Raw genomic sequence first — 22,352 nt, 5'->3', positions numbered from 1 at the left:
GCGCCTTCTTACAGTCATTCATTTTTATGCGGTAAAAATAGTTGGTAGGGAAGGGAGCAGCGTGTCCATGGATCAGAAGATCAAGCTAGACATCGAGAGTGGAGCAACCTCGCTTGGCATTGAGTTTGGGTCAACGCGTATTAAAGCTGTCCTAATTGATTCTCGCTTCGAGACCATTGCATCGGGCAGTTATGAGTGGGAAAACCTTTTGGAAGACGGGTATTGGACATACAGCTTGACGGACATCATCAAGGGTCTGCAAGATGCTTATAGCGAAATGAGGCAGGAAGCGGAACAAAAATATGGCGTTAGTCTGCAAAAGATCGGCTCCATCGGCTTTTCCGCAATGATGCACGGATATATGGCGTTTGACGGCAAGGGCGAGCTGCTGGTGCCGTTCCGCACCTGGCGCAACGCCACAACCGGCCAAGCCGCCAAGGCATTGACTGATTTATTCCAATTCAACGTTCCTGAACGATGGAGCATCGCCCATTTGTATCAGGCCATCTTAAATGAAGAACAGCATGTGCCCCAAATTCAGTCCTTTACAACGCTGGCGGGTTACATTCACTGGCTGCTGACCGGCAACAAGGCTCTTGGCATCGGCGATGCTTCAGGCATGTTCCCGATCGACGAAGCAGCGCAAAATTACAACGCGGCGATGATCGGGCAATTTGACGAGCTTGTGGCCTCGAAGGGATATCCCTGGAAGCTTGCCGATATTTTGCCCAAGGTTTACGGAGCAGGCGAACAAGCAGGCGTGTTGACCGAAGCCGGCGCCGCTATTCTTGACCCGTCAGGCAGCCTGCAGGCGGGCATTCCGTTGTGTCCTCCAGAGGGTGACGCCGGAACCGGGATGGTCGCAACAAACAGCGTGAAAAAGCGGACGGGCAACATCTCCGTTGGAACCTCAGTATTTGCCATGATTGTACTAGAGAGGGATTTAACGTCCGTTTATCCGGAAATTGATATGGTGACTACGCCGGACGGCAGTCCTGTAGGAATGGTTCACGCCAACAACTGCTCCAGCGACATTAACGCCTGGGTAGGCTTGTTCCGGGAGTTTTACGAAGCGATGGGGCAAAAAACCGATTCCGAACAGCTATTCAGCGTTTTGTTCAACAAAGCGCTGGAGGCAGATGCCGATGGCGGCGGCCTGCTAAGCTACGGCTACTTCTCGGGCGAAAACATTACCGGCATCGATAAAGGACGCCCGTTGTTTGTCCGCTCGCCGGAAAGCCGGTTTAATCTGGCCAATTTCATGCGGAGCCATCTGTTTACGGCTTTTGCCGCGCTGAAGCTTGGCATGGATATTTTAACGACTAAGGAAAACGTTGCGATCGACAGCATTTTGGCTCATGGCGGGTTATTCAAAACACCGGTGGTTGGTCAAAAAATGGTTGCAGCCGCGCTGAACGTTCCTGTTTCCGTTATGTCGACAGCGGGTGAAGGCGGAGCTTGGGGCATGGCGATTTTGGCCGCTTATGCAAGGAACCGCAGCAACGGAGAAACGCTTGCGGATTATCTGGAGAACAACGTGTTCAAGGATGCCGAAGGCGTGGAGATCAAGCCGGACAGCGCCGACGTTGCAGGGTTTGAGCTCTTTATGGAGCGTTATGTGAAGGGACTTGCGATTGAGCAAGCGGCTGTTGATCATCTGGTTGAGAACTGGAGGAATTAAAATGCTGGAGAAACTGAAGGAAGAAGTATATGAGGCCAATCTGGAATTGCCCAAGCATGGTCTTGTGAAATATACATGGGGCAATGTCAGCGCGGTTGACCGCGAAAGCAGCTTGTTCGTTATCAAGCCAAGCGGCGTCAGCTATGACAAAATGAAGCCAAGCGATATGGTTGTTGTTGATTTCGACGGCAACGTTGTAGAAGGCGATCTCAGACCTTCCTCCGATACGGCGACCCATGCGGTGCTTTATAAGCATTATGAGGAAATTGGCGGCATTGTGCACACGCATTCTACATGGGCAACCATTTGGGCTCAGGCCGGTCTGGATGTCCCGGTTATGGGAACAACTCATGCGGATACCTTTTACGGGTCCGTGCCTTGCACGCGTTTCCTGAACCAGGAGGAAATCGACCGCGGCTATGAGGCGGAAACCGGAAACGTCATCATTGAAACCTTCAAGCAGCGAAATATTGACGTTATGGCAGTTCCCGGCGTTCTCCTGAAGGGCCATGCGCCATTCACCTGGGGCAAGGACGCCAAATCGGCCGTTGTTAACAGCGTAGTATTGGAAGAGGTTTGTAAAATGAACCTGTTCTCCCGCCAGCTCAACAGCTTTGCCGAAGAGCTCCCGCAAAACATACTGGATAAACACTACCTGCGCAAGCACGGAAAAAACGCTTATTACGGCCAAAAATAATATCCCTATATAAGCCCTATATCCGTTCAACTAAAAAATCGGCAGAAAGCAGGCCAGAGTGTGGATGGTTCTGGAGAAAAGCATAGGCTTACGATGCGACGTTCTTTCAGAACGTTTCAAGCGCTCGCTTGTGTTTCCGGATTCCAACAATCAAAACCAATTAATTAAGGGGAATCCGGAAACAACTGCGATCGGAGGGAACTTTCACGCGGCGGCCTGGAACCCTGCCAACACTCTTTAGTTGAACTTATAACAACCCACAGAAAAGAGGATGAAACATGTCAACAGCAATCGTTAAAGAATTTTGGTTTGTCGTAGGCTCGCAGCATTTGTACGGAGAAGAAGCGCTCGCAGAAGTAAAGGCGCATGCGCAGGCTATGACCGACGCCTTGAACAAAAGCGGCGTATTGCCGTATCCGCTTGTGCTTCAAGACCTGGCAGTAAGCGCGGATAAAATTACTTCCGTCATGAAGGAAGTCAACTATCGCGACGAGGTTGCCGGCGTTATTACATGGATGCACACCTTCTCCCCGGCCAAAATGTGGATTCGCGGCACCAAGCTTCTGCAAAAGCCGCTGCTGCATCTGGCTACTCAATATAATGAAAGCATACCTTGGGCAACGATCGACATGGACTTCATGAACCTGAACCAGGCCGCTCACGGCGACCGTGAATACGGCTTTATCAATGCCCGCCTGCAAAAGCAAAACAAGGTCGTTGTCGGGTATTGGGAGCGCGCTGAGGTTCAAAAGCAAATTGCTGACTGGATGGACGTTGCGGTTGCCTATAACGAAAGCTTCAACATCAAGGTAGCGCGCTTTGGCGACAACATGCGCAACGTTGGCGTTACAGAAGGCGACAAGGTAGAAGCTCAAATTCAATTCGGCTGGACCGTCGACTACTTCGGCATCGGTGATCTTGTTGAATACGTTAACGCGGTTACGGCAGAGGAAGTTGACGCTTTGTTTGCGGAATACGCGGAGCTGTATGACTTCGATTATGGCACGTACAGCAAGGAAGCCTGGGAAGCCAGCGTAAAGGTACAAGCAAGCTATGAAATCGCATTGAAAAAGTTTCTGGATAAAGGCGGCTACAACGCCTTTACTTCGAACTTCGAGGATCTGCACGGCATGAAGCAGCTTCCGGGTCTTGCCGTTCAACGCCTCATGGCGCAAGGCTACGGCTTTGCGGGTGAAGGCGACTGGAAAACAGCCGCTCTGGACCGCCTGCTGAAAGTAATGAGCCACAATCAGAACACCGGCTTTATGGAAGACTACACGTACGAGCTGGCCGAAGGCCAAGAAGCTATTCTGCAATCCCATATGCTTGAGGTTGATCCAAGCTTGGCAAGCAACAAACCAAAGGTTCTTGTTTCCCCGCTTGGCATTGGCGATCGCGAAGATCCGGCCCGTCTTGTATTCGACGGCAAAGCTGGCGAAGGCGTTGTTGTATCCATGGCCGATTTTGGCACTCATTACAAGCTGCTGATTAACGAGGTTACAGCTTTTGAACCAACGGTTCCGGCTCCTAATCTGCCGGTAGCCCGCGTATTGTGGCAAGTTAAACCTAATTTCCAGGATGGAGTTAAAGCCTGGATTGAAAATGGCGGAGGCCACCATACCGTCGTTTCCCTGAACCTGACAACAGACCAGATCATTACGTACGCCAAGCTCGTAAAACTGGATTACGTTGTTATCAAATAAGTAGAGAAGCTGAGCTTCCATACTAAAGACAAAAACGTCTTAAAAAAGAGACGACGCGGAGCGAGTGGGGCCGCGTCGTCTTTATTAAACCATTCGGAATTTCATAACCGCAGAAGCGTGGAATAGGTTTACTGCAGAAGCGCCTTCCAGATGAGCTTCAGCTCCTCCGCGTCGATATCATCGCTATTGCTTTCCAGACTAAATTGGTAATTACCGCGTTTGTACGGGTCCTCCACGATCCATACAAGCTCCATCCGCGCACTGTCGGCATATTGGGTTAATATCGCATCCTTGCCGTTCTCCTGCAGCTGCGTCTTGGTCATCTGAATCGTCTCTTCCCATGACGCCGTATTTTTTCCATCACCCAGGTTAAGAACAAGCAAGGAAACCTCTTCCTCTCCTTTGGCATAAACGCTCTTGGCATTCCAGAATTCATCGGTAAACTCAACAGGCTTGATGGCATAATCCTTGCCAGATTGCTCCGCCTGCTCCCTCAGCTCTTGAGCCATGTTGTGCTTCTCTTCCTGTGACAACACTTGTAGATCAATCGCTGGACCAAAGTGGATTGTCCCTCTCTTAAAGCTGTATCCACCCTCTAGCGAAGCCGGAATATTGAGCTCGGGATGGCCTAATTTTTCCTGAAATGCAGCGGCGTCGTTCAACTCAAAGGGATTGAAGCGCAGCTCCAGTTTCTGTTCCGGGTTATCGGCCTCAACATAGATAATGCCAGCCTCTCCTGCCTTAAGCTCATTGTCCCATATGGCATTGACTCTGCCCATCCAATTCAAGTCGGATGCCGGGGTCACCATTGATGGCGTCTCATGCATCGCTTTTTCCTCATAGACCACATTCCCTTTACTATCCTTCAACGATAACCAATGCGAGGCTCCAAATGCTGACGATACAGCAACCAGCATGCCGGCTGCCACCAAAAGTTTCACTTTATGCTTCATATACAATCTCCCCTTATCCTGTTGTTCGGTTTTGAGTTTTTTCATGACCTTCACGGACAGATCGATCTCAGGTGGGCGTTCTCTTTGGAACAGCCTTCTCAGATCCTGATCCTCTTTTCCCATTGTCATGGCTGACGTCTCCTTTCGCTTCACGATAATAGCCGCGGAACTTCACTGCCGCACGTTCGTACCTTTTCCGCAAAGCCGCCGCATTTTTGTTCATAATCAATGCGAGCTCGTCATAGCTCTTGTCCTCGACACACCGCAAAATCAATAGATTTCGTTCTTCTGGCGAAAGCCTCGACATCGCTTTATGCACTTCTTCATTGAAATACGTCGATTCGATCTCGCGTTCCACATGACAATTATCATCATCCCTCTGGTAGAAAAAGGGGAGGTAGCGGGTCAGCTTTCGCCTGCGAAGACTGTCCACGCATTGATGATAGGCGATTTTGTATAGCCAGGCTTCCAAGGGCTTCCCCGTATCATAGTGCCTCAGACTGCGAAACAGCTTGAGGAAAACCTCCTGTGCACAATCCTCAGCCTCGCTTCTACTGGACAACATATGATAGCAATAATGATAGATTGGCCGCTGATAGACCTGAACAATGCGGCTGAATGCCTCAACATCGCCATTCAATACGTCAGCCAGGACTTGACGCATTTCCGAGTCAGTCAACTGTGTTCCCTCCTTTACCCTTTACTACGAAGCAGCTTGCCCCTATTGTGACACCCCGGCAAGAGATTTTACGGAATAAAGCAATTCCATGTACTGTAACACGAGTCTGGGCAAACGCAAAAGACACCCCGTCGGACAAATAGTCCAGGGGTGTCTTTTGCTATTCATATTGGGCTAATCTGGATTGAGGTTCCTTTTCCACGGTAATAGCTTTGAAGCACCTCGCCAGCATGTAGTGAGACGGTTGCCCGCAAATGTACCCTTCACGATTTCTTTTCTTTGGAGTACAATAATATCAAAGAATATAGGAATCAAGGATTCTTGTTTTCCATGAATAAAAGAAGATAAGGAGGGCTAAGCTATGGTAATGGACCATAAGGATGTGTTGGCTATGGAATGGAAACGCGGACGCGTATCTGGAAAACGTCAAATTACTATACCACAGAAATTTTTTGAACAAGTCGGGATTCAAAATGAAGTTGAATTTTCGGTGAAGGATCAATATATTCTCATTCGCCCCGTTAAAGAGCATACAAACAGCGATCAATATGCTGATCTCATTCTGGCAGATTTGATCAAAGAGGGTTATCAGGGCGATGAATTGCTAGCCAAGTTCCGAGAAAAACAAACGGGGCTACGTGAAGCTGTGCAGCATTTAATCCACGAATCCCATAAAGCCGCCCAACAACGGGACAACGACGACCAAACGCAAGAGCTGTTTGGCGATGTAATGGACGATTAGATGCTGCCCGTTACGTATCTTCCGCCTGCCGTGCGCTATTTTAAGAAACTCGTGGAGAAACCGCTTAAAATGCGATACTTAGAGGCCATTGAAGCCATTCGGCACGACCCTGGTGTCGGCTCCCCAAAAAGTGGAGATCTGCAAGGATTATACGGGTATGATGTCTTTTATCAAGGGAACAATTATGAAATTGCCTACAGGTTAGAAGAAAATGTTGAAGGTGAAGTGATTGTCGTTATTCTTGCCGGTTCCCGTGAAAACTTTTATGACGAATTGAAGCGTTATTTAAAATGAAAACGGCTCAGAGCCCGGGAAGCTAAAGTACATTAAAAAGAGACTGTACCAATCGCGATCGCACAGGCCTGGACAAACGCAAAAACACCCCGTCGGACAAATAGTCCCGGGATGTCTTTTGCCGTTCATATTGGGCTAATCTGGATTGAGGTTTCTTTTCCACGGTAATAGCTTTGAAGCACCTCTCCCGCTTTTTTTCCGTAGATATCAAAACCCCGGTTAACAGGCGCCTCCTCGGGAGCATACAGCTTGACACTCCAGTCCCACCAGAAAAATCCCGAAAACCACGGCTCGTTCCAAAACGCCCGCAGCGCCGACTCATAGAAATTGGCCTGCTCCTCTTCATGGTAAGGGAGCTCTACATGCGTGAAGTCCCATGGCATTGTGGAGCAGCCGAACGCGCTACGGCAACCGATTTCCATAAACACAATCGGCTTGCCGAATGCTTGCGATAAAGCGGCCAGCTTTGGCTTTTGGCTCTCCCATCCCTCCAGCATGGACTCCATGCTGTCTCCCGGGCGTTTGCCAACCGGGTAATAAGCGCTGATGCCGATATAATCCACCTCATCAAACCAATCCGCCCCATGCTCCTTCCCGTGATTGGCATTATAAATGATAGGGCCGCTGTACAGCGTACGCACTTGCTGAATCAGCTTGCGCCAATAGCCGGATTGCCCTTCCGTCCCCACCATTTCGCAGCCGACGCAAAACATTTCGCAGCCCAGCTCCTCCGCCAGTTCTGCATAATGGCTGATAAAGCTGCTGTAGGATTGAAACCAGGCATCCCAATAAGGAACAGCCTGCTCATCGCCGGGGAAGCCAATATGCGCACGCCATATGCCGTCCTTGGAATTGACTACCGGCTTGAGGCATACCTTAAGCCCCTTCGCCTTGGCTTCTCTAACAGCATGGGCAATATCCCGATCCGTCATCGTATAGCTGTAATCGAATGAAATCGCCGTGGAATAGACATTCTCCTGGTAAGTCCAGAAGGAAAGCGCAATCCATTCGCTTCCCGTTTCCATCAGCTTATTCAAGGAATCCATAGCATAAGGCTGCCTGTATTCGCCCCTGCTTGCCCCCCAACCATAGGTCATTCCTTTGAAAAACACTCTTTCCGCATTAAGGCTTTGTGTCATCATATCATCCCCTTTCAAAACAAAATTTCGGGATCAGGGATAGCCGGCCGTTAGCCGACAACCCCCGTCCGCTCCACGCTTTCCACAAAATAACGCTGGACAAACAGATACATCAGGATCAGCGGCGCGATAGCCAGCAAAATGCCTGTATCTACAATCATCGCCACATGATTGGGATCGGCCCGCATCTCCGCATTGGAGCCAAGACCCAAAATTCCGGGCAGGAACTGGTTGACATCCGCCGGCAGCGAAGCGATTTTGATCGAGATTAAATCCCCGCCGCTCATAAACAGCGATGAATAAAACGTGTCATTGTATTGCCACACAAACGCAAACAGCATAACCGTCATGATGGCCGGAATGGCATTAGGCATCATAATGCGAAGAAACGTTTTGTAGAAGCCCGCTCCGTCAATTAGCGCCGCCTCTTCAATTTCCTTGGGCAGCCCTTTAAAAAACTGCCGGAAAATATAAATGTACAGCCCGGACTTAAGCCCGTTGGCGGTAGCCGAAGTAATAACGAACGGCCAATAGGTATTCAGCAGGTTTACGCCATCCTTGCCGGTAAACAGCGACAAGATATTCAGCACGTCAAAATTGCGGAAATGCAGATACATTGGCACCATCAGCGTGTTGACAGGAATCAGAATCGTCAGGACAACCAGCATAAACAGCAGGTTGCTGCCCGGAAACACGTATCTGGCGAAGCCGTAGCCCGCAAGCGCGCAGGAGCCTGCCTGCAGCAGCGTCATGGCCGCAACAAACACCAGCGTGTTGCCCAGAATCGGGAAATAATTCATGACCTCCATCGCATGCTTCAAATTATCCAGCGTAAAATGAACCGGAACCATATAAATAGTAGGGTTATAAATATCGCTCGGGTCCTTAAAAGCCATCGACACCCGTCTGAACAGCGGATAAAGAATAACAAAGGATATGCCCGAAACCAGCATATACAGCACCAGCTTCCAGAGCCAATCCACGGCCTTGTTCCGCGTTTTGTTCAGCTTGTAGACAAACATCTCGTTACTTTTCATGCTTTTACCGATATCCATACGCTTCCCCTCCTTCCCATCGCCGTCAGTTGTAATAGAATACCTTTCTGGAAACCAGCACTCCGATCACAACCAGCACGATGGCGACAACAAGCGTGTACAGCCAGGACATCGCGGCGCTTAATCCAAAATCCTGCGAGCTGAAGGCCGTTTCGTAAATGGTCTGCGTGACGGGACTATTAGTGAACGAATCAATAATGGTATAGATGATATTCGTCAGAATGAGCGGGCTGACCATCGGAAACGTAATTTTCCAGAACGATTCGTAGCCAGTTGCTCCCTCCATCTTGGCCACCTCGTACATGGCTGGCGGCACCGATTGCAGGGCCGCCAAAAAGATGAGGATTTGAACGCCGGAGCTGCGGATAATTTCATAAATACGAACCGTACCGTCCACGATGTAATCAATAAACCATTCCGGGAAACCAGTGCTATCCAGCATCATGACCAGCCCCATCGTATCAAAGCCGCTCTGCATCTGGCCCAGCTCCTTCGCTACCTCCGAGCTGCCCGTCATGCTGATCAGCCCGGCCGTTTCAGCCGATGCGATAGCTCCGGAAGCCAGAATAACCGGCAGGAAGAAGATGGCGCGGGCGGCTGTCCGCCCCTTGAAATGCTGATTCAGCATCACGGCGGAAAACAAGCTGAAGAATAGAATCATCGGCACATTCCATACCATGGTGGCAACCGACTCCGTCAAAATCCGGTTAAAGTTGGCGTCGACATAAAGCGCCTGCTTGAAGTTTTCGAGCCCGATAAAGTCCAGGGAATATCCCCCCGGCGCAACGCTCAGCTTGCTCATGCTGAACTGGACCGACTGCAGCAGCGGCGTAGCAAACAGAAAGATAAACCCAAGCAGCCACGGCAGAACAAAAGAGAGGCCAACCAGCGCGCGCTTTTGCATTAAAGTCATTTTTTTAACGTTCATTGGCCCTCACCGTCCACCGCAAAGTTTTTAGCTTCAATCCGTACGCCATTTACTGTAACAGGCTGATCGGAATAATTAACGTATAACGAAACACCATTTTCATATTTCATTTGGGCAACATCCTCGCTATGGCGGGTATGCTTCAGCATAGGCACGCTTCGCAAGCCGGACAACGCCTCGTTTGCTTCCTTGTACATTGCCGTTGCAATGTCATGCCAAGCGGAAGCTTCCGTTGCATACATAACGTCGTATGGCGTAAACTTCAACTCGCTGGAGGAGGCCTCCGACCAGAAAAAGTGCAGCGCAGAGCCAAGCTCGATTGCCCTGAGAAGCTGGATTTTGTCATCCTGCTCGCCTCCCAGATTGGCAGGCTCTCCGGCATAATCGATATAACCGTGAAGCACCATTTGGTAAAATGGCACAGCTTCATCCGTTATATTAAAGCTGCTGTCCGTAGTTGGAGCATTGACGATAGCGCTGGCGTATGGCAATGCATATCCATTGCCGCCCGTAAGCAACACATCGTCATATTGCTCCCTAAAGGCCGCCAGCTGTTCCTGGACAATGAATTTGGCCGTTTCGCGGAAGACGACGCGTTTGTTCCGGTAATCCGCATGGAGCAGATCGCCGAGATCGCGAAGGGCAACACCCTCCTGCCCCAGTCTGTTATAGCCTTTTATAAACTGCTCTGCGTAAAAAGGCAGCTTCGCGGGAGACAGCAGGTAATAGGTCCCCAAGTCCAGATCCATCGTATTAAAGGCCCGGTTGTAAGGGGTCCGGACTGCCTGCTCGCGGGTAATGTAGCGCGCGGCATCCGCCGCCGGAGCGAACCTGCCCTTTTCCCGATACACATGCTGGAACGCCACATCGGGATAAAGCTTGCCGCCTGTTGAGTCCAGCTGCTCCGACAGCGCCTTAAGCCCGGAAGAGCCGCCTAGCCTGTTCTCAACCTTAACCTTGTTAGGCGCTGTATGGTTCAGCCCTTCATTGAACCAGCCCAGATAGCGCATTTGAATATTGGTAATGCCATCCCCGTTCAACCGCTCCGCTATGCCTTCAGCCTCGCTAAAGGTTGTCATCGGCACCAACCCTTTATAAGGGACGCCAAGCACCGTTTTGCGCTTGTCGATCGCTCCCAATATGCTGACAAACAGCGGAAAATCGCCATCTGCCTGAAGCGGCGTCAAGACGCCTTGCTGAGTCAGCCGTTCCCGATAATTGGCCGCCATGCCGGAATAATCCGCCTTATCGCCCGACAGGAAGCTGTACCGAACGGAGATTTCGCCTTCATAGCGCCGCTCGGACAACATTTGAATTTCCTCCACCGTGCTTCCCTTATATAGCTCAAGCTCATCCTCGCCGCGAAGGGCAAAGCTGGCAAACAAATTATTGTAGGCATTGTTGCGGCCGCTGATATCGGCCTGAACCGTTGCGATGGCATCGCCCTTTTCCACGGCGGCATACCATGCGGCGTCTCCCGACTTGAGACCGAATACCGGAAGCCTCGCGCTTTGGGCAACCTGGCCTCTGCGGCGACTGTTGTCATTTTCGTCCTCCCCGTAAATCCGCTGCGCGTAAACCTCCTGCCGGGTCTTGCCATTGTTCAAATAAATCAGGCTGCCCGTTCCATCGGGAACCAGCATATAGCCGGTTTCGTTTTGGCCCGCCGCCCCGAATTGAGGAAGCAGATTCAGCATTCGGATACGGTAGCCCTCCGCCTCCTGAATGTCTCCTGCGGGCACAGATACAAGCAATCCGTCCTCATCCAGCTGCACATGCAGCGATACTGTGAAATTCGGCTTGTCTCCGGCCGCTCCGCCGCCGATTCCGTTTTCCTCATTGTCGAAGGCAAGCTCCTCCTCGCCATAACCGGCCTGCTGGAAATAGTCCAGCATCCGCTTCAGCACCAGCTCGCGGGATACCGCCGTATCCAGCCGCTCCAGCACATCGGGATTATTGGCAAGAGGATAATACCTCGTGCTGACATATTTGGCGCCGGCTTCATCCAGCTTGCCAAGCACGACCTCATCCATCCGTGCCTTGCTAATCAGCCGCGGCAAAGCATCAATGCCTATCGACATATCGCCAAGCGTATAAACAACGCGGAACCCATTGTCCAGACTCTCCAGCCGGAATTGGTTTTTGCTTACGCCTTGAGTAAAGCTGTTGAAGGTGTCCAGCTTGCCCATCGTATCGCGGAATGTAATGGAAAGCTGCGATGCCAGATTTTCTTTTTCAAAGGGCGATGCGATGGTGTCCTCATCAAGGTTTGCGGGATTGCTGTACCAGATTTGTCCGCTCTCCTTCACCAATACGGCGAACTCCGCCGTTTCCGGGTTCAAATAAAGCCCACGCTCGCCGTTTTCGGCGGCCAGCTTCATGCCCGGAACGCCGGAAGCCTCCTTCAACGCAAGCTCCGCCCCTTGGGCAGGCCCCAATGCCTGCTGCTGATACGCCCCTATAGCTATGGCCGGAACGCCGCGATTGGCAAAATAAATCCATAACGACAAGATGCCCGCGGCCAGAATGCAGGCCATTCCTATATACCATTTAGTCGATGCCTTCAAGGTAATGGCCTCCTTTACATTCGGAATATAAGCTCACGGTAGATATCCACCACAAAGTAATACATTTGAACGGCCATGCTGAACAGCAGCGTGCCAAGAAACACCACAACGCCCATGGCGATAACTGTCAACAACAAGGTCATAATCGTTTTGAACGGGGTATACTGATGCACCGTCATTACGCCAACAAACAACAAATAAAGAAACCAGAGAACCCCCAGCGCGTTAAACAAATAATAAAATGCTGTTTCCTCCATCGTCATAAACCGGCTAATATACGTCAGCGGCAGGTTGATCAGCACAAGCGGCAGAAGCGCGTATCCCGTCGCCATTACGATTTCGGAAAACTTGCCTTCTCCCTCCATCAGCGTCGTAATCGCCCAGTTGGCAATGCAAAACAGAAGAAAGGGCAATACGGTATATTGAATGTCATCCAGACTGTTCAATAAACGGGGATCGTTGAAGTTGACCAGAAATCCTGCGAACTGGCGCTGCAAAACGACATTAAGCACCATCATCGCCACTATGATCAGAGCGATTCGAACCTTGCCCTTGCCTTCATATTTCATATCCCAAAAGCCGTCGAACGGATGAAGAATGACATGGAACGGATATTTATAATGCTCCAGCTTCATGCTTGCTTGCCCTCCTTCTCCATTTCCTCGTCAGGCGATAGGCGACAAAGGCCAGCACAAGCGTAAGCGCCCCCGTCATAATACCGCCAAAATGCTCCTGCAGTACCTCGCGGCGGTATCGCTTGAAGGCAATAGAATAATATTTGCGCTGCATCCCCAGCTCAAAATATTCCATGGCTTCCTTGTTCCGCTGCTCCATCAGCAGCGACTTGCCGATTCCGAGATAAGCGATGTCGTAATTGGAGTTCATGCGCAGCACGTCCCGCCAGATGGCCACCGCTTCCGTATCGTTGCCGTCGTAACGAAGCGTAGTTGCCTTGTGCACGGAGCTGCCAAACAACGTAGGCTTAAACACTACAACATTGTTTTTGCCGCGGTCCAGCACAAGCAGCTTGTCGCCGGCCATCTCGACCGCCACCGGCGTATTAAAGACGCCCAGCTGCGTTCCCTTTCCGCCAAAGGCATACAGCAGCTCGCCTTCATCGTTGTAGGTAAACAGGCGGCCCCGGAAGGAATCCAGCGCTGTATACATGCCGCCGCCAATGACCTTAATATCGGTCAAGCGCGAAGGACCGGCGTTATTGCCGAACTGCCGGTAACGAACATCGCCCCGTACAGGGAAATAGCCAAAACGCTTTAATACATCCTGTCCTGAAGGATTCAGCCGCTTGATCGTCGTATCCGATGTAGGGTCCACGCTGGTTGCATACACAAACCCTTTATGGTCGATATCGACACTGGAAAATTCGGTAGGAATAAATAATTGCATCGTCTGGCGCTGGGCCTTGGTTGCAAGACGCCGCCACAGCTTGTCGGAAAAGGTTTGCGTGACGCTGATCGTCCCGACATACCCCATAAAAACGCCGGTTTCATCAAATTGCATCAAGCCCTCGTAGACGCCTCGCGCCACCACAAAGACGCGCCCCGCTCCATCCACTGTCAGCTTGACGGGAGCAAACTTGAAGTTGGCGGGCAGGATGTCGGACTGCGGATTTTCGATCATACTTTTCAGCTCTCCGCTGCCATCCAAAACAACAATCCGGCTGTTGTCCGTATCCGCAATATACATATCGCCGTTGTCATGGACGAAGATGCCGCCGGGATTGGCAAAGCTCGATGGCGCTCCGTTCTGCTGAAAGCCGTCAACAACCCGCTTCAGCTTCCAGTTTCCGTCCGTCACGACGATGCGGCTGCTGCCGCTGTCCAGAATGTAAATGTCTCCATTTTTGTCGACGAATAAATCATTAGGGCTTTTGAATGCATCCAGGCCCAAATCCTCGCCGGACACCGCCCGTTCCGGCAGGAACGGCTCCGGCAATGGCACGGAATCGCGGTAATAGTTATAGGTGTACGCCTCGTAAGGCGCTTCGGCTGCGGCATGAAGTGGCAGGGATGCCGCAACGATGACTGCTGCCGTCATTAAAATCAGCCATTTCTTCAAGGTCGCGTCCCTCCTAATCCTTCATGCCGGATGTCGCCATCGTTTCGATAATCCGGCTTTGCGAAAATACAAATAGCGTAATCGGCACGCTCATCAGAATGAGCGCAACCGCGGCGCCTACCCCGGCGCGGGCGATGCCGCCCTGAATAATCTGGTTGGTGGCAAAGTGAAGCGTTTTCAGCTCCTCGCTATAAATAAAGCCATTGCCGTCCGTGCCCCAAAGCAGCTGGAACAGCAAAATAATCAGCGTCATCCAGGCAGGCTTTACATTGGGCATAACGACCTGCCAAAAAATACGGTAGTCTGAAGCTCCGTCGATTCTTGACGCTTCAATCAGCGCGTCAGGAATTTGCTCCATAAACTGCTTCATGAGGTATAACCCCAGCGGGAACGCAAAGGCAGGTACAATAACCGCCCAATACGTATCCACCATTCCGAGCCGGGACATGATCATGTAGTTCGGAATCGCCGTTACCTGCGGTGCAAACATCAGCGCCAGTACAACGATCGTAAACATTATTTTTTTGCCCGGAAAGTGGTATTTCGCCAATGGAAACGCCGCAGCTGATGCCAGCAGCACGTGGCCGACAACGCCCATGCCCGTAATAAACACCGTGTTGAAAATATAACGCGTAAACGGAACCCATGAATTGCCCAGCAGCGATGCCAGATCTATAAAGTTAATCAGAGTGGGGTTGCGGACAAACAGGGTTGGCGGAAAAATAAAGATTTCATCCAGCGGCTTAAATGCCGCGTTGATTGCGTAAACAAGCGGGAGCGCCATAAAAGCGCCAACAATCGCCAGAAACGCAAACATGGAGAAGTTGCCGAAAAACGAGCGGTTCACCTTTTTTTTGCGCAAGGAAAAGCTGATATTCATCCTTATCCCCCCACCTTCCGCAGCATTCGCTGCACAATCAGGTTGGTGCCAACCATCAGCGTAAACAGCACCGTTGCAATGGCCGACGCAAAGCCCATTTCAAAGCGGATGGTGCCAAAGTCCATCAGATGGGTCACGATCGTTTCGGCCGCATAGTTGACGCTAGGGAAGCCGGCCAAATAGATCGAAACGTCGGCAACCGCAAAGGAGGTCGTTAGTTGAATAACCGCTCCAAACATCAGCTGGGGCTTCATGGAAGGCAGCGTAATATACCAAAGCTCCTGCCAGCGGTTTTTGATGCCGTCTACCGCTCCCGCCTCATACAACGTTTTGTCTACGGTTTGCAGACCGGCGATAAAGGCCAGAAAGCCGGTGCCCAAGCTAAGCCAGAGCTGAACCAGAATAATAATGGCCAAAATATAAATTTCGGTCTTCAGCCACTGGATCGGCTCCAGCAGGATGCCCCAGCGAATCAGGAAGCCGTTGGCGATGCCGTACCGGTCTCCCGAAAAAATCATTTGCCAAATAAAATAGATGTTGCCGGAAATCGACGGCGCGTAAAAAACCAGCGTCATAAACGCGCGCAGCTTGGGCCGCAAGTCGTTGATGATCCAGGCAAACACGAAGCAGGCAACATAGCTCAGCGGTCCCGTAATCGCCGCAAACAGCAGCGTGTTTTTGACGGCAATCAGGAAAATATCATCCTCCAGAAACAGCCGGGAATAGTTCTGCCACCCGATAAAACGCGGAAATTCCAGCATATTGAAATACGTAAAGCTGATCAGCACCGACATGACAACCGGCAGCACCGTAAACAAACCGAACAGCAGCATATACGGAGCAAGCATCACATACGCATGCTTGTTGGCCTTCATGGCCTCCTTCTTGAGGCTCCACCAGGACTGGGGACGTCTTGTCTTTCCCATCTCAGCCTTGCCCGGGGTTATATCCTTAATGGCGACTTCAGACATGGCAATCCCCCTCACTCATCCAAGCCAAATTCTTTGCGCTTGTTCTGTATTTCCTCCTGCATGTATCGCACGTACTCTATAAACGTTTCCCTCGGCTCCGCTTTTTCGCCTGGAATTCGAATGCTGGCTACATATTGGTCCTGACTGTTGACCACAACGCTATAGAAAGCGTTCAGCAAGTGACGTCCTGTAAAATAGCCCCCCGGAACCTCCGGAATGCCGCGCACTTCCTCGAACTGGCTCTTCAGCGCCTCGTAGTCCTTAACTGGCCAAGGCAAGCTGTCCAGCGCATTGATATTAGCCGTTGGATAACGCGCGGCGGCTCCCATCAGCCCTTCCATCTCCCGGCCAAAGGTGGTCTGAATTTCATCGCTGGTCCACCACTTCATAAACTCCCATGCGGCCTCCTTATCGTCGGCGCTTTCCAGCATAATCGTTGCGCTGCCGCCGCTTGCCACCTCCCGGCTAATCGTGCCGTCCGCCTGAACCGTTCCCGGCACTGGCACAAAGCCCCATAAGCCGCGAATTTCCGGGGCAAATACGGTTAGCTGGTTGTAGACGGTATAATCCGCAATGCCAATCGGCATTTGACCCGTCCGGAAGCGGTTGGCAAAATCAAATTCCCGCTCCAGCCTATAATCCGTATAAAACTCCGTCCAGGTCTTGAACGTTTCGATACCCACCTTGGAATTCAAATCCGATTCCTTGCCTCCATCCCGGTAGAACTGGCCTCCGTTCTGGAGCAGCAGCATAGCGTAAACGGAATTGGGCGGAATATTTTCGCCCGGATATTGCGGCTGCAGGACAAGCGGCAAGCCAAATTCCATATGGTTTTTGTTCAATACCGCAAACAGGCTGGCAACATCCTCCCATGTATCGGGAGCTTCAAGCCCCAGCTCATGGAGCACATCCTTGCGGTAGAAGAGCATATTGAACGTTTGCGTCTCCGGCAAAGCATATACGCCATCCTCATACGTATAGGGAACCAATGCGCTTGAGCGGAACCGCTCCGCCACGGTATCAAAATCATCAAACTTGGAGATATCCGCCGCCGCGCCGCGCATTGCGTAGTTGACGGGAATATCGTTGCCGATCTGCATCGCAACATCCGGGCCTTGGCCTGCCAGCGTAGCGGGCAGCAGCGTATGCATCTGCACCAGCTTGAGATTAACGTCGATGCCCGTCAGCGGCGTAAAGGTTTCGTCGATCATCGCCTTCAGCGTGTTCGCCTGGTCGCGGCCGCTGCCGATCCATACCGTTACCGAAGAGTCGCTTCCTCCCTCCGAAACGTTGCCGATCTGGTTGTAATCAATAAAGAAGGAATACAGGAAGGTGCTGACTTCATGCTTCATGTTCTGAAAAAAGCCGGCCCCCGTTTTGGGAAGCTTCTGATCCGGCGAATAAATATAAAATTCGTCAATCTCCAGCGGCATCTCCCGGGTCTGAAGCAGCCACGTGCCCAAGCCGCCGGTATTCGTCTTGTAGCTCCCGAGCCGCCTTGGAATGGTGTCCGGCCGCTCGACCATTTCATCCAGCTGCAGCGCCATTGTTTTGAGCAGCGCCTCCGCGTCGCTGGTGCCGCCCGCTAGCCTATACAGCTCCTTGCTGACGTTTTGCAGCCTGTCGCTTTCCGTCTTAAACGTTTCCAGCAGGGCTGGAATTTGCTGCTCCACGCGATAGTCGCGAAATTGATCCGGCAGCGTGCCGGTAATCATCAATATTTTCCGGTACATGGAGTTCAGATTAAACAGGCTTTCTTCCACATCGCGGATCAGAGGCGCAAATTCGCCCAGGCTAACCTCCATCTCCAGCGTGTGCTTGCCCTTTTCCAGGTAGAACAAATACGGCTCGTCTGCTCCCATGACATCCAGCCGGTAATCGCTTTTGAAGCGGAACGGCACCAATTCCATTTCCTTAAACGGAACTTTGCCGTCGATGCTAAGCTTCCGTGTGGAATAAATACCTCTTACAAAATTTTGCTGCGCCTTAAACGCGATATTGTATAGGCCGGACTCCGGTACATCAATTTCCCATTGAATCCATTGGCCCGGGATACGCCAATTGAGGCCGCCGATCGTATTGACCCGAATCATGGACGGGCTATAGGGTGAAACTGCCGGACTGGAACGCTCTGTTTGCGGATAAAGCGTAGGGGACGATTTAGCCGTTGCGGCTTCTCCCTGCACCGTAATCAAAACGTTTTTTGCCTCCTGATACCCTTGCTCCTGATACCCTTTAAGCACTTCCTCGTAGGCCGGCGCCTCCTGATGCTGAAACAGCTTGAGCTGCCGGATCACCATAGGCTCGCGCTGCGAAACTAACGCCAAGGTATGCTTGCCAGCGGTAAAATGGAAGCGGAACGGCTCGTCATAATAGCCTTCATAGTCCTTGAGCAGCACCTCGCGCCAGACCGGCGTTTCCTTCTGCCTCGGTCTCAGGTCATTGCCGCGATTGTCCCGCTCCACTCCCTCTAGCTCGTTGTCCCACACGCGATCGAATTGCAGATAAGCCGCTTCCTCAAACGGAATTTCGCCGTCAATTAACAGAGAACGCTCGATACTGGAGCTTTTGCCCTCGACGGGATAATATTGAACGGATATATGATAAAAACCGCTTGCCGGCACATTAAATTCCCATTCCACCATTCCTTGCTCGCCGGTGTGCAATGAAACGCCTTCCATGCCCTCGAAGCTCTCCACTGCCGAAAGCTCTTCGCCGTTTGTATATTGCCCGGCTTCGATAATGACCTCCCTGTCCGGCATAACGGCGCTTTCGTGCTGTGCCAGATATCCCGAATAATTTATACCGCCTGGCAATATCTCGTTCAGCTTTCCGAGATCCTCCGCCTTTCCCGAAGCGCTAGTGGAAGCCGATGAACCTTCGGCCAAGCTATAGCTGCCGGGCCCCGCAGGAACTCCAACCGCCATTGTCAAAACAATAAACGCTAATGAAGCAGCTCTCACTACTTTATGCGCGATCAAGGCTAGCCCTCCTTCGTACTATGCAGCTAAGAAGAAACGGATAGAGAAGGGACAGGCAAATAGCTGTCCTTCCCTAAACGCCAGAAAAACAGAAAGGTGCACCGCAATACGGTACACCTCCCTCTTCAACTTAATTACTTGCCTACTTTATCCAGAGAGGCTTGAGCTTCTGCCTTATATTTCTCCACGGTTGCAGTGACGGATTGATTGTTTACGATAATATCGTCCATGATGGCGAAGAACGGATAATCCGGAATGCCCTCTTCAACCGAAATTTTCCCGGTTCCATTGATATGCTCCAGTGCCATTGCGATATCGGCTTCCGTTTTATAACGGGATTCCAGCCAATCCTGGCCAAGGTATTCCTCTGTCGGAGGCACATTTCTCATTTCTTCAAAAATTTGATACACGATTTGCGGGTCCTTCACGCCTTTAGGAATAAACCAGCCGTTAAGCGCCGTATTGGCATAGGTGTGCTGCCCGTCGCCGGATGGCCCCTTCGGAATCGGCACCACGCCTACCTCAAAGGTCAAATCGCCGATGTTCCAGTCATACTGAATGCCCATGGCCACATCGCCGTCTTTAAAGGTATTGGTTTCATTCCAATCCATTTTATTTCCTGTTTTTACTTTGGTTACGTTTTCAACGTTGTTTACACGGTTCACTAATTCAAGCGTTTCAATCATCTTTGGATCAGTCGACATATCCGTCATTGTGGAGTCATCGACAAAGGCTATGCCATTAGCGGCTGCGAAGTGGCGAGCCATATCCGCAGGCCAGCCGGAGTATCCGAAGGTATCGATTTTGCCGTCGTTATCGGTATCGCGAGTCGCCTGCTTGGCAATGTCCAGGAAGGCATCCCAGGTCCATTCGCCTTTATTGTACAGCTCCTGCAAATCCGGCAAGCCGAGGCGTTTGAATAAATCCCGGTTGTAGTGAAGTCCCACTATGGATACGCCAGGCGAGTTGAAGGAGTATTCGCCTCCGCCCAGTGCAGGCAGCTTCGTAACGAGCTTCTGCTCATTGTTGATATCATTCGCAGCGGTTGTAAATTCGCTGATCGGCAGCACCTGCCCCGCCTTGACGGGAACAATCGCCCGCTTGTATTCCATGATCAGAACATCTGCAAACGGTTCGCCCGCTAGCACCGTTGTCGTAAATTTATCCATGTATTCCTCAAACGGAACATTGATAAACTCGAAAGTAAAATTGTAGTCCTTCTCTAGCTGAGCCATTTTTTCCAGACGCGCTTTTTCTCCTGCTGTCTCGCCCTTCGGCTTTTCATCCCACCATGCTGCGACACGAATCGTGCGGCCGCCCAAATCAATTGTTTTTGCCGGTTCTTCTGATGGCGTCGGCTCAACAGTTGCAGGCGGGGCCGCAGAGTCAGAAGGTTTGGCCGCCGGTTCGCTCGAACCTCCGCCGCTGCAAGCGGATACAATCATAACCATAACAAACAAAACCAATGTAAGCACTTTCAATCTTCTCATTGAAAATCCCCCTTGTTAAGGTAAGTATAGCTTGTTGAGCTATAATTGGCGGTCTGTACGCTCAACTATCTGCAAAGTCATAATAACACCGCTTCCAAAACCAGTCAATAATTTTTCGCAACAAAGATTACTTGTGTTTTTCTTTTTGTTAGCTTTTGTTTGCAAACACCATCATTTCAACTGCCGCGGAATGTCGAAATGTTTTGTATTCACATATTATGCGGGTTAAAAGAATGTTATCACCAAAACGTCCCTGCGCCGTCCGCGGGCTTACTCCAACGATTAGAGATTATCCCTAAAGCGACCTTTCAGCCCATGACAGCCTAAAAAAGCAAACCCGAGAATACCGTATTATCGGCTTTCCCGTGGTTTGCTTTTGTTTGGTTTGTTTGATTTTGTTTGCTCTGTTCGACTTTAGCGCTCTAATCCGGCTCTTGCGTATCTTTTTAGGCGGCCAGCAGGACACGCAAAAGCAATAAGCTCTAGGGTAGAGCTTTGGCGTATTGCTCGCGCAAAATTAATTCGCCGGAAATGAGCTTGCGCTCATGAGCGCTGTCCGGATTCATAATTCTCCATAATATTTGGTCAACGGCGCGTATTCCGAGCAGCTCCTTGTTGACATGTACGGTCGCCAGAATGGGATGGGTATCGATTGTATTGTCAAAACCCGTAACTACGCATTGATCCGGCACCGATATGCCGCGTTTGGTTAATTCGTCGATCAGATAAGCGGCATTGGAATCGTTGGCGCATATAAATACATCGGGAAGCGTTTCCAGATTGACAAAAGGCATCATTTTGTACATATCGTCGGATTCCGGGCCAATCAGGACGGGGTCCTGATTCAGCTCGATGCCATGCTCCTCCAGCGTTGTTTTGTAAGCGATCCAGCGCTCATAGAAGCTTTGCGCGTCTTTAATGCTGCCTACAAACTGGTACCGCCGATACCCCTTGCTGATAAGCTTCACCATCAGGCTGCGCATGCCGGAGAAATTATCCGCAAAAACGGCATCGCATTGAAAGGCCGGATCGTAATGATCCACCATAACAACGGGAATATGCAGACGTCCGATATCCATCAAGATTTGCGTCGAGATACAGCCTACTGTAATAATGCCTTGAATAGCGTTAGGATTCAGCAGCTCAAACATCCGGTCGCCGGTTGGTTCCGTCAGCGTCAATATATCCGCTTCTTCATGGTTCAAACGGCTTGTTATGCCCTCCAGAACGGGCCCCCAATAAATAGACTCCATATTTTGATAACGAACGTTTGGAAACAAAACAACAATGGTGCCTGATATTGCAGCCCCTTGAAACGGCTTCATCTCAATATTTTTCTTGGGCGGCTCGTGATGCTTGAAGTAGCCGAGCTGCCCCGCCGCTTTTAAAATCATTTCTCTCGTTTGCGGGCTGACTCCTGGCTTGGAGCTGAGCGCACGGGATACGGCAAACTTGGAGACGCCAACCATATCGGCAATTTCTTGCATCGTGACCTTATTTCTCATCCGTCTCATCC

General features: G+C 50.9%; 18 protein-coding genes. 5 read left to right on the top strand and 13 right to left on the bottom strand.

The window, feature by feature from the left end:
• Positions 1-67 precede the first annotated feature (67 nt).
• The 3 genes from A7K91_RS03560 to araA all read left to right on the top strand — a co-directional run bounded on the left by A7K91_RS03560 (position 68) and on the right by araA (position 4,081).
• Positions 68-1,681, top strand: coding sequence for a xylulokinase (locus A7K91_RS03560; RefSeq protein WP_068679731.1), 1,614 nt, complete (start codon positions 68-70; stop codon positions 1,679-1,681).
• Between the two features lies 1 nt (position 1,682).
• Positions 1,683-2,378, top strand: coding sequence for an L-ribulose-5-phosphate 4-epimerase (locus A7K91_RS03555; RefSeq protein ID WP_068679729.1), 696 nt, complete (start codon positions 1,683-1,685; stop codon positions 2,376-2,378).
• Between the two features lie 278 nt (positions 2,379-2,656).
• A complete protein-coding gene (gene araA, locus A7K91_RS03550; protein ID WP_068679727.1) occupies positions 2,657-4,081 on the top strand; it encodes an L-arabinose isomerase in 1,425 nt (474 codons plus the stop codon).
• Positions 4,082-4,209: 128 nt separating this feature from the next.
• On the opposite strand, the gene A7K91_RS03545 is transcribed toward araA, so the two are convergent.
• Together A7K91_RS03545 and A7K91_RS03540 are read right to left on the bottom strand one after the other, a co-directional pair.
• Complete coding sequence (locus A7K91_RS03545; protein WP_156739292.1) at positions 4,210-5,163, bottom strand: hypothetical protein; 954 nt, start codon at positions 5,161-5,163, stop codon at positions 4,210-4,212.
• Positions 5,102-5,713 carry an RNA polymerase sigma factor gene (locus A7K91_RS03540; protein ID WP_082967209.1) on the bottom strand — a complete coding sequence of 204 codons (612 nt, stop codon included), beginning with the start codon at positions 5,711-5,713 and terminating at the stop codon, positions 5,102-5,104. Before A7K91_RS03540 ends, A7K91_RS03545 begins: the two co-directional genes overlap by 62 nt.
• 361 nt (positions 5,714-6,074) lie before the next feature.
• On the opposite strand from A7K91_RS03540, the gene A7K91_RS03535 reads away from it, so the two are divergent.
• The gene (locus tag A7K91_RS03535) at positions 6,075-6,455 is read left to right on the top strand and encodes an AbrB/MazE/SpoVT family DNA-binding domain-containing protein (protein ID WP_082967208.1); all 381 of its coding nucleotides are present in this window, start codon (positions 6,075-6,077) and stop codon (positions 6,453-6,455) included.
• Complete coding sequence (locus A7K91_RS03530; RefSeq protein WP_068679723.1) at positions 6,456-6,749, top strand: type II toxin-antitoxin system RelE/ParE family toxin; 294 nt, start codon at positions 6,456-6,458, stop codon at positions 6,747-6,749.
• 125 nt (positions 6,750-6,874) lie between these two features.
• Here A7K91_RS03530 and A7K91_RS03525 read toward each other — a convergent pair whose 3' ends face one another.
• From A7K91_RS03525 to A7K91_RS03475, 11 genes are all read right to left on the bottom strand, one after another.
• Entirely contained in the window at positions 6,875-7,891 is a 1,017-nt protein-coding gene (locus A7K91_RS03525) for a glycoside hydrolase family 113 (RefSeq protein ID WP_245697214.1), read from the bottom strand.
• Positions 7,892-7,938: 47 nt separating this feature from the next.
• The gene (locus A7K91_RS03520) at positions 7,939-8,943 is read right to left on the bottom strand and encodes a carbohydrate ABC transporter permease (RefSeq protein ID WP_211274503.1); all 1,005 of its coding nucleotides are present in this window, start codon (positions 8,941-8,943) and stop codon (positions 7,939-7,941) included.
• Between the two features lie 25 nt (positions 8,944-8,968).
• Positions 8,969-9,871, bottom strand: coding sequence for a carbohydrate ABC transporter permease (locus A7K91_RS03515; protein WP_068679721.1), 903 nt, complete (start codon positions 9,869-9,871; stop codon positions 8,969-8,971).
• Positions 9,868-12,438 carry a DUF5696 domain-containing protein gene (locus A7K91_RS03510; RefSeq protein ID WP_245697213.1) on the bottom strand — a complete coding sequence of 857 codons (2,571 nt, stop codon included), beginning with the start codon at positions 12,436-12,438 and terminating at the stop codon, positions 9,868-9,870. The genes A7K91_RS03515 and A7K91_RS03510 overlap by 4 nt, the downstream gene beginning before the upstream one ends.
• A 14-nt stretch (positions 12,439-12,452) precedes the next feature.
• Positions 12,453-13,073 carry a Yip1 family protein gene (locus A7K91_RS03505; RefSeq protein ID WP_068679719.1) on the bottom strand — a complete coding sequence of 207 codons (621 nt, stop codon included), beginning with the start codon at positions 13,071-13,073 and terminating at the stop codon, positions 12,453-12,455.
• Complete coding sequence (locus A7K91_RS03500) at positions 13,054-14,514, bottom strand: NHL repeat-containing protein (protein WP_156739290.1); 1,461 nt, start codon at positions 14,512-14,514, stop codon at positions 13,054-13,056. The genes A7K91_RS03505 and A7K91_RS03500 overlap by 20 nt, the downstream gene beginning before the upstream one ends.
• Before the next feature lie 13 nt (positions 14,515-14,527).
• On the bottom strand, positions 14,528-15,394 hold the full coding sequence (locus A7K91_RS03495; protein ID WP_068679717.1) for a carbohydrate ABC transporter permease: 867 nt from the start codon (positions 15,392-15,394) through the stop codon (positions 14,528-14,530).
• Positions 15,395-15,396: 2 nt separating this feature from the next.
• On the bottom strand, positions 15,397-16,365 hold the full coding sequence (locus A7K91_RS03490) for a carbohydrate ABC transporter permease (protein WP_068679715.1): 969 nt from the start codon (positions 16,363-16,365) through the stop codon (positions 15,397-15,399).
• Between the two features lie 11 nt (positions 16,366-16,376).
• Positions 16,377-19,292, bottom strand: a complete 2,916-nt coding sequence (locus A7K91_RS03485) for an extracellular solute-binding protein (RefSeq protein WP_068679761.1) — start codon at positions 19,290-19,292, stop codon at positions 16,377-16,379.
• A gap of 188 nt (positions 19,293-19,480) precedes the next feature.
• On the bottom strand, positions 19,481-20,836 hold the full coding sequence (locus A7K91_RS03480) for an ABC transporter substrate-binding protein (protein WP_068679713.1): 1,356 nt from the start codon (positions 20,834-20,836) through the stop codon (positions 19,481-19,483).
• Between the two features lie 482 nt (positions 20,837-21,318).
• Positions 21,319-22,341, bottom strand: coding sequence for a LacI family DNA-binding transcriptional regulator (locus tag A7K91_RS03475; protein WP_068679711.1), 1,023 nt, complete (start codon positions 22,339-22,341; stop codon positions 21,319-21,321).
• Between the last annotated feature and the right edge of the window lie 11 nt (positions 22,342-22,352).

Origin of the sequence: Paenibacillus oryzae, assembly GCF_001675045.1 — a bacterium.
Taxonomy (GTDB): domain Bacteria; phylum Bacillota; class Bacilli; order Paenibacillales; family Paenibacillaceae; genus Pristimantibacillus; species Pristimantibacillus oryzae.
Note: the sequence above shows the minus strand (reverse complement) of the source record. Positions and strands in the feature narration are given on the sequence as shown.

What these genes read in the sequence shown, in the direction of transcription:
- araA (WP_068679727.1), top strand. Translation starts at nt 2,657, where the DNA reads ATGTCAACAGCAATCGTTAAAGAATTTTGGTTTGTCGTAGGCTCGCAG.
- A7K91_RS03535 (WP_082967208.1), top strand. Translation starts at nt 6,075, where the DNA reads ATGGTAATGGACCATAAGGATGTGTTGGCTATGGAATGGAAACGCGGA.
- A7K91_RS03515 (WP_068679721.1), bottom strand. Translation starts at nt 9,871, where the DNA reads ATGAACGTTAAAAAAATGACTTTAATGCAAAAGCGCGCGCTGGTTGGC.
- A7K91_RS03520 (WP_211274503.1), bottom strand. Translation starts at nt 8,943, where the DNA reads ATGGATATCGGTAAAAGCATGAAAAGTAACGAGATGTTTGTCTACAAG.
- A7K91_RS03490 (WP_068679715.1), bottom strand. Translation starts at nt 16,365, where the DNA reads ATGTCTGAAGTCGCCATTAAGGATATAACCCCGGGCAAGGCTGAGATG.
- A7K91_RS03495 (WP_068679717.1), bottom strand. Translation starts at nt 15,394, where the DNA reads ATGAATATCAGCTTTTCCTTGCGCAAAAAAAAGGTGAACCGCTCGTTT.
- A7K91_RS03530 (WP_068679723.1), top strand. Translation starts at nt 6,456, where the DNA reads ATGCTGCCCGTTACGTATCTTCCGCCTGCCGTGCGCTATTTTAAGAAA.
- A7K91_RS03560 (WP_068679731.1), top strand. Translation starts at nt 68, where the DNA reads ATGGATCAGAAGATCAAGCTAGACATCGAGAGTGGAGCAACCTCGCTT.
- A7K91_RS03480 (WP_068679713.1), bottom strand. Translation starts at nt 20,836, where the DNA reads ATGAGAAGATTGAAAGTGCTTACATTGGTTTTGTTTGTTATGGTTATG.
- A7K91_RS03545 (WP_156739292.1), bottom strand. Translation starts at nt 5,163, where the DNA reads ATGACAATGGGAAAAGAGGATCAGGATCTGAGAAGGCTGTTCCAAAGA.
- A7K91_RS03555 (WP_068679729.1), top strand. Translation starts at nt 1,683, where the DNA reads ATGCTGGAGAAACTGAAGGAAGAAGTATATGAGGCCAATCTGGAATTG.
- A7K91_RS03525 (WP_245697214.1), bottom strand. Translation starts at nt 7,891, where the DNA reads ATGATGACACAAAGCCTTAATGCGGAAAGAGTGTTTTTCAAAGGAATG.
- A7K91_RS03475 (WP_068679711.1), bottom strand. Translation starts at nt 22,341, where the DNA reads ATGAGAAATAAGGTCACGATGCAAGAAATTGCCGATATGGTTGGCGTC.
- A7K91_RS03485 (WP_068679761.1), bottom strand. Translation starts at nt 19,292, where the DNA reads ATGGCGGTTGGAGTTCCTGCGGGGCCCGGCAGCTATAGCTTGGCCGAA.
- A7K91_RS03505 (WP_068679719.1), bottom strand. Translation starts at nt 13,073, where the DNA reads ATGAAGCTGGAGCATTATAAATATCCGTTCCATGTCATTCTTCATCCG.